The 7,288-nt window shown below is 74.5% G+C and carries 8 protein-coding genes; 5 read left to right on the top strand and 3 right to left on the bottom strand.

Annotation, left to right across the window (positions count from 1 at the left end; genetic code table 11):
- The first annotated feature begins 63 nt into the window (after positions 1–63).
- From ACFU6K_RS25235 to ACFU6K_RS25220, 4 genes are all read left to right on the top strand, one after another.
- A complete protein-coding gene (locus ACFU6K_RS25235; RefSeq protein ID WP_380666626.1) occupies positions 64–537 on the top strand; it encodes a nucleoside deaminase in 474 nt (157 codons plus the stop codon).
- Positions 538–650: 113 nt separating this feature from the next.
- Positions 651–1,691, top strand: a complete 1,041-nt coding sequence (locus ACFU6K_RS25230) for a zinc-binding alcohol dehydrogenase family protein (RefSeq protein ID WP_380666624.1) — start codon at positions 651–653, stop codon at positions 1,689–1,691.
- A gap of 103 nt (positions 1,692–1,794) precedes the next feature.
- Complete coding sequence (locus ACFU6K_RS25225; protein WP_380666622.1) at positions 1,795–2,919, top strand: DUF5954 family protein; 1,125 nt, start codon at positions 1,795–1,797, stop codon at positions 2,917–2,919.
- Positions 2,920–3,064: 145 nt separating this feature from the next.
- Complete coding sequence (locus ACFU6K_RS25220) at positions 3,065–4,912, top strand: FAD-dependent oxidoreductase (protein WP_380666621.1); 1,848 nt, start codon at positions 3,065–3,067, stop codon at positions 4,910–4,912.
- A gap of 81 nt (positions 4,913–4,993) precedes the next feature.
- Here the strand turns inward: ACFU6K_RS25220 and ACFU6K_RS25215 are convergent, their stop codons facing one another.
- Positions 4,994–5,656 (bottom strand): NADPH-dependent F420 reductase, encoded by a 663-nt coding sequence (locus ACFU6K_RS25215; RefSeq protein ID WP_380666628.1) that lies wholly within the window; start codon positions 5,654–5,656, stop codon positions 4,994–4,996.
- A gap of 135 nt (positions 5,657–5,791) precedes the next feature.
- Positions 5,792–6,070 carry a nuclear transport factor 2 family protein gene (locus ACFU6K_RS25210; protein ID WP_380666619.1) on the bottom strand — a complete coding sequence of 93 codons (279 nt, stop codon included), beginning with the start codon at positions 6,068–6,070 and terminating at the stop codon, positions 5,792–5,794.
- Positions 6,071–6,089: 19 nt separating this feature from the next.
- On the opposite strand from ACFU6K_RS25210, the gene ACFU6K_RS25205 reads away from it, so the two are divergent.
- Complete coding sequence (locus ACFU6K_RS25205) at positions 6,090–6,557, top strand: nuclear transport factor 2 family protein (RefSeq protein ID WP_380666617.1); 468 nt, start codon at positions 6,090–6,092, stop codon at positions 6,555–6,557.
- 35 nt (positions 6,558–6,592) lie between these two features.
- Here the strand turns inward: ACFU6K_RS25205 and ACFU6K_RS25200 are convergent.
- Positions 6,593–7,288: SDR family NAD(P)-dependent oxidoreductase (locus ACFU6K_RS25200; RefSeq protein WP_380666615.1), on the bottom strand; the 696-nt coding region annotated here is incomplete at its 5' end.

Here is a 7,288-nt window from a genome sequence, read left to right as displayed (position 1 = left end):
CAGCCGCCCCAGCCGCTCCACCCCGCCCGCTCCACGCCCGCTCCACGCCCGAGGAGTACGCCGATGCCCGACCACACCCGCACCCACCTGCTCGCGGCCATCGAACTCGCGGCCTCCGCCCGCGCCCACGGCAACCACCCCTTCGGCGCACTGCTGACCGACGCGTCCGGCGGCGTCCTGCTCACGGCCGAGAACACCGTGCTGACCGACCACGACGTCACCGCCCACGCGGAGACCAACCTGGTCCGGCAGGCCTGCCGCGCCCTGGCCCCGCACCAACTCACCGAGGCCGTCCTGTACACCAGCACCGAGCCGTGCGCGATGTGCGCCGGCGCGATCTACTGGAGCGGCATCCGGCGGGTCGTCTACGCGCTCGCCGCCACCGAACTGAACGCCATCGCGGGAGCGGACCCGGACGAACCGGTGCTCGACCTGCCCTGCCGCCTGGTCTTCGCGGCCGGCGGCAACACCGTGGAGGCCTCCGGCCCGCACCTGTTCGACGAGGCCTCCGCCGTGCACACGGGGTACTGGGGCTGACCGGCCACGCCGTGCGCGGCTCGGCTTGGGCAGGGGGCGTGGGGCACCGTGGGTAAGTACGGAGCGTGACGCCGGACGATCCGCGTACCCCGGCGGACGGGCAGGAGGCCGTGATGACCCCGAGGGAACCCCTACCGACGGAGACCGCAGCCTGGGTGGTGGACCGCCCCGGGCCGGTCGGCGGGCCGGGACCGGGCCCGCTGGTCCGGGAGCGCCGGCCGCTCGACGCGCCCGGGCCGCAGGAGGTCCTGGTCGAGGTGGAGGCCTGCGGGGTGTGCCGCACCGACCTGCACCTCGCGGAGGGGGACCTCTCCCCCAGGCTGGCGAGGTGCACGCCCGGGCACGAGGTGGTCGGGCGCGTGCTGGCGGCGGGATCCGAGGTCGAGGGGTTCACCGTCGGGGACCGGGCCGGGGTGGCCTGGCTGGCCCGGACCTGCGGCCACTGCGGGTACTGCCGCAGCGGGCGGGAGAACCTCTGCCCCGACTCCCGCTACACCGGCTGGGACCGGCACGGCGGCTACGCCGGGCACGTCACCGCGGACGCCCGCTTCGCCTACCGGCTGCCCGAGGGCCCGCCCGCCGAGGAACTCGCCCCGCTGCTGTGCGCCGGGATCATCGGCTACCGGGCCCTGGAACGGGCCGAACTGCCGACGGGCGGGCTGCTCGGCATCTACGGCTTCGGCGCGTCCGCGCACCTGACCGCCCAGATCGCCCTCGCCCGGGGCGCCCGGGTGGCCGTGTTCACCCGCTCCGAGGCGGCCCGACGGCTGGCGCTGGAGCTCGGCGCCGCCTTCGCCGGGGACTCGTACGACCCGCCCCCGCGACCGCTCGACGCCGCCGTCCTCTTCGCCCCGGTCGGCGAGCTCGTGCCCGCCGCCCTCACCGCGCTGGACCGCGGCGGCACCCTCGCCGTGGCCGGCATCCACCTCACCGACATCCCGGCGCTGAACTACCAGCGGCACCTCTTCCAGGAGCGCACGCTGCGCAGCGTCACCGCCAACACCCGGGCCGACGGCCTGGCCTTCCTGGCGGAGGCGGCCCGCGCCCGCCCGGTGGTCCACGTCAGCCGCTACCCCCTGCGCCGGGCGGACGCGGCGCTCGCCGACCTCGCCGCGGACCGGGTGACGGGCGTCGCGGTGCTCGTACCCGAGTAGTGCACCGGCCGGGGCGGCGCGGCGCGGCGGCGACCCGCCTCTTCGGAGTGACAGGGCAGTCGTTTGACTGCGCTCGGTGGCCGACCGGTTGCATCATGTGCGCATGGTGAACTTCCCTGACGATGTCCCCGGTTACCTCTCCATCAGGATGGCCGCCCCCGACGAGCCGGTGGCGGGGATGGCGGACGTCGAGGCGTGGACGGCCCGCGACAGCCATCCGCAGATCCTGTCGGCCGGGAGCAGGGCCTTCGGCATCGCCCGTGAACTGCCGACGGGCGGCTGGGCCCTGCGTACCTCCATGTCCGAGGTCTATCCGCAGTCGGCCCGCGACGACCTGGGCATGGTCTGCCGCGAGCAGGCCGGCCGGGCGGAGAAGGCCGGCGACACCGCGGCGCAGCAGCGGTACCTGGCCCTGGCCGAGCGGCTGGAGTGGGAGAAGCTCGACGAGGTCGAACTGGACACCCGCTACCGGGTGGTGCGGGCCGAGCGGTACATCCGCAGCGGTCCGGACGGCCCGGAGCCGCCGCGCTCCACCGACCCCGACGACCACCGCAAGCGCCCGCTCGCCGAGGCGCTGGACCCGGCCGCCGGCTTCGTCATGGACCCCGCCCTGCCGACCGGACTCTCCACCGGCATCCTCAAGGCCGACCTCATCCAACTGGTGCCCACCGAACGCGACTTCCCGCCCGAGGTCCGCGAGGACGCGCTGCGCGCCGGCACCACCCACCCGGGTGTGGTGCTGCTGCCGGCCGCCTTCAGCGTCGCGGAACGGGTGGACGGCCGGTGGCGTCCGGTCGGCGTCATGGACGCCCCCACCCCCTTCCGCGCCCGGGACATCCTGTCGATGCGGCTGCGCGTCACCGAGCCCGTCGAGCGCCGGCTGACCGACCGGCAACGGGCCCGCTACGCCGAGGCGGCGGACCGGCTCGAAGCCGAACAGGGCTTCGAACTCACCGTCGAGGAACGGCTCCTGCGGATCATCCGGGTGGAGCGCGCGGTCCGGTTCGGCCCGGACGGACCCGAGGGGCCCCGCCCCTCCGACCACGACCCCGAGGACCCGATCCTGGTGATGAACCAGAAGCTGCGGGCGCAGGGCATCGTCCCCGACGAGGACGAGGACGCGCCGATCGTCCTCGACGAGTCCGCGAAGGAGTTCCAGCGCCTCTTCGAGGCCGAGATGGCCCGACGCGGCACCCCGCTCCCGCGCTTCGAGGACGACGAGGCGTAACGCCCCCCGGACGTCGCCGGCGAACACCCCTCCGCCACCCGTCACCCGACTCCGTGGCGGGTGACCGGTACCGGTCCCGCTCGTTGCACACCGGGGGGTCGCCCCAGCCGCTCGGGGTGACCAAGGAGCCGGAGGTGCGCGCAGCATGGGGTTGGCCGAGGGTTCGCAGGACGGTTCGCACGAGGAGGCGGGGAGCGGGCGGACCCGGCGCCGGTTCCTCGCCCGCGCCGCCGCACTGGGCGGGGCACTGGCCGTCGGGCCCGCGGCGGGCGCCGCCGCGTTCCCGCGCGGCGCGATCACCGGCGGGCGCGGCGGCTCCGGGCGGACCGTGGCGGTCCTCGGCGGCGGGGTGTCCGGGCTGAGCGCGGCGCACGAACTGGCCGAGCGCGGCTACCGGGTGACGGTGTACGAGTACCACGCCGCCCTCGGCGGCAAGGCCCGGAGCATGGACGTGCCGGGCAGCGCGAGCGGTGGACGCCGAGCGCTGCCGGGCGAGCACGGCTTCCGGTTCTTCCCCGGCTTCTACCGCAACCTCCCGGACACCCTGCGCCGCATCCCCTACCCGGGAAACCCCGCCGGCGTCCACGACAACCTGCGCGACGCCACCCACGCGCTGCTGGCCTACGACGCCCCGCGCCCGGGCCTGCTGCTCCCGTTCCGGTCCCTCACCCGCCCGCTCGACCTGGGCGACCTCGCCCCGGACACCCTGCGGCGGACCCTGGTCGGCGCGCTGGACGAGGTGCTGCACCTGCCCGCCGGCGAGCCGGCCTACTTCGCGGACCGGGTCCTGGTCCACCTGACCAGCTGCGACCTGCGCCGCGAGCAGCAGTGGGAACGGGTGCCGTGGTGGGACTTCATCCGGGCCGGGCGGATGTCCCACGACTACCAGCGCCTCCTTGGGGTCGGCCTGTCCCGGGACCTGGTGGCGACCCGGGCCGAGCAGGCCAGCACCCGCACGGTGGCCCGCACCGTCATCGAGGCCTTCCTGCTGAACGGGTTGCTCGGGCGCGGCGTCGACGGACAGCCCGACCGGGTGCTCAACGGCCCCACCAGCGAGGCCTGGATCGACCCGTGGGCGGCCCACCTGTCCTCGCTGGGCGTCGAGTTCCGGACCGGCACCGAGGTCCGCGAGGTGCTGTACGCCGAGGGCCGGATCACCGGGGTCCGGGTGACGCCGTCCGGCGGCGGCGCCCCCGAGACGGTGCGGGCCGACTACTACCTCAGCGCGCTGCCGGTCGAGCACGCCCGCGCCACCTGGGGCCCGCGGCTGCGCGCCGCCGATCCCCAACTGGCGCGCTGCGACGCGATCGGCACGGACTGGATGACGGGCATCCAATTCTACCTGCGCCGCCCGCTGCGACTGGTGCACGGCCACGCGGTCTGCCTGGACTCCCCGTGGTCGCTCACCACGGTCAACCAGGCGCAGTTCTGGGACCGGGACTTCGCGGCCGCCTACGGCGACGGCACGGTGCGCGACTGCCTCTCGGTCTGCGTCTCCGAGTGGGACCGTCCCGGGATCCTCTACGGCAGGACGGCCAAGGAGTGCACCCGCGAGGAGGTGGCCCGCGAGGTCTGGGCGCAGTGCCGGCGGGCCCTCGACCGGCCGGGCGCCGGGTGGCCGGCGGACGCGGACGTGCACTCGTGGTTCCTCGACCCGGCCGTCACCGGCCTGGGCGGGCCGGCCCCGGCCAACCGCGAGCAGCTCCTCGTCCACCCCGCCGGCACGCTCTACCACCGGCCCTCCGCCGCCACCGCCGTCGGCAACTTCTTCCTGGCCGGCGACTACGTCCGCACCGACGTCGACCTGGCCACCATGGAGGGCGCCAACGAGTCCGCGCGCCGCGCCGTCAACGCCCTCCTGGACGCCGACGGCTCGACCGCCGAACGCTGCCGGATCCAGCTGCTCTTCCGCCCCCCTGAGCTGGAACCCCTCAAGCTGGTCGACGAGGCCCGCTACCGCCTCGGCCTGCCGAACACCTTCGACCTCGGCTGACCCGGCCCACGCCGAAGGGCCGGGAGTACGTCACGTCCCGCGTGGTCGCGCACGGTGGGACGGGCCGTCACGGCCGGACTTTCACCGGTTGGCCCTGATCGCCGCTCGCGCCTGGTCGGCACCGACCACTTCGCCGTTGAGGCCGGACTGGTGCAGGTCCCCGCCGGGGGCCTCGATGCGTCCGGCGTCGGCCAGCCCGCCGGCCTTGACCGGGTCGAATCCGGCCGTGCGGATCAGCCGCTCGGCGGCCGCCGCGGCGTGCTCGTCGTCGGTGGCGTAGAGCAGCGCGGCCCGCTGCGGGGTGCGGTTCGCGCTCGCGATGAGCGCCTCGGCGGTGAGGGTGCCGAACGCCTTGACGTAGTGGGCGTCTCCGGGAAGGAGCGCGGCGACGACGGACCCGGCCGACTGCCCGTCGGGCAGGGACCGCACCATCCGGCCCTGGTCGTCGAAGGCGATCGGGTTCGACGGGTCGACTACGACCTTGCCCAAGAGCTGCGGCGAAACCTGCGGGATCAGCTCCTTGATGGTGTCGAGCCACACGGCGAACACGACGGTGTCGGCCTCGGCGACGGCGTCCCGGACGGTGGCGGTGTGCGCGAGCGGTCCGAGCTCGTCCGCCAGCTCCTGGGCCCGCGACGCGCTCTTCCCCGTCAGGACGACGTGCTCTCCTCCGGCGACCAGGTGCCGGGCGACCGCGCCGCCGATGTTGCCCACGCCCACGATTGCGGTGGTCATGTTCCTCAGCCTTCCTCTCCGCGAATGTAGGGGTCAGGTGTTCCTCGGATGCCCCCGAGGTTGTCGGGCAGTAGCCCGAATGCCTGATACGCCACCCGGTCGAGGGTGGTGGGGTTCCCGGCGGGGACGCGGGTCCGGTGGCTTCTACGCGCGGCCGCCGTGCGGCCAGCCCTGGGCGTCGAACACGGCGGTGGGGTCGAGGTAGTCGCGCCAGTGCGCCACCTTGCGGTCCCTGACGGTCACGACGGAGACGAAGCGGTTGTCGTAGGGCCGCCCGGTGAGCTGGCGCAGCACCAGAGCGTAGTCGGCGGGGATACCGGCGGCGACCGCGCCGTCGACCCACGTCTCCTGGTCGGTGTCCTCGTGGCGGACGGGGCGCGGTTGAGGAGCCTGGCCTCCGGTGCTCTGATTCAGGTGTCGCACCCGTCCGGAGGGAGTCACCGTGTCGTCCCACGATCCGATCCCGCCCCAGGAGGCCGCGGACCGGCTGGCCATCCGGGAGCTCGTCGACGCCTACGCGCACTGCGCCGACCGCCGTGACGCCGAGGGGCAGATGGCCCTGTTCACCGAGGACACCCGCTTCCTGGTCTTCATGGACGCCACCGCGGCCGAGCCGACCCAGGAACTGCGCGGCCGCGACGCCCTGGCCCCGGTCTTCGACAACCTGAACACCTACCGGGCCACCACCCACTTCAACGGGCAGAGCACCGTCGTCCTGGACGGCGACCGGGCGAGCGGCGAGAGCTACTGCCTGGCCCACCACCTCTCCTACGGCACGGACGCCGAGCGGTCGATCATGATCGCGTCGATCCGCTACCTGGACCGGTTCGTCAAGCGCGACGGGGAGTGGTTCTTCGCCGAACGGCGGCTGATGGTGGACTGGACCGAGACCCGTCCCAGCAACCCCTGAAGCAGGCAGGCCGGGGCGCGGCGGGCCTCGTCCCGTCAGGCGAGGAATCCGCCGTCGACGGCGAGGTGGCTGCCGTTGACGTAGGCGGCGTCGTCCGACAGCAGGAACGCGATGGCGGTGGCGATCTCGCGCCCGGTGCCGACCCGGCCCATGGGGATGCCGGTCCCGGTGACCAGCCTGGTGCCCTCGGGGTTGGCCCGGGTCATCTCGGTGTCGATGACGCCGGGTTGGAGTTCGTTGACGCGCACCCCCTGGCCGCCGAACTGGATCGCGGCGGTGCGGGTCAGGCCGCGGATGCCGTGCTTGGCGCTGGAGTACTCGGCGGTGGGGCCGCCGCGGTCGGCGAACACGCTGGAGACGTTGACGATCGCGCCGCCGCCCGAGGCGAGGATCGCCGGGATCTCGTACTTGATGCCGTAGAAGAGGCTGTTGAGGTCGATGTCGACGGTGCGCCGCCACTGCTCGGGGGTCATGTCGGGCAGCTGGGTGAAGTCGCCGGAGACCCCGGCGTTGTTGACGGCGTAGTGCAGCGCGCCGAACGCCTCGACCGTGCGGGCGACCGCCCGCTCGTTGTCCTCGGGGCGGCTGACGTCGCCGGGGACGGCGAGGGCCCGCCCGCCCGCGGCGGTGATCTCGGCGACCACCTCGGCGAGCCGGTGCTCGCGGCGGCCGACGACGGTGACGGCGGCGCCGCGCTGCGCCAGCAGGATCGCAGTGGCGCGGCCCATGCC

The sequence above is a fragment of the Kitasatospora sp. NPDC057512 genome (assembly GCF_042802135.1).
In the GTDB taxonomy this organism is placed as follows: Bacteria; Actinomycetota; Actinomycetes; order Streptomycetales; family Streptomycetaceae; genus Kitasatospora.
Note: the sequence above shows the minus strand (reverse complement) of the source record. Positions and strands in the feature narration are given on the sequence as shown.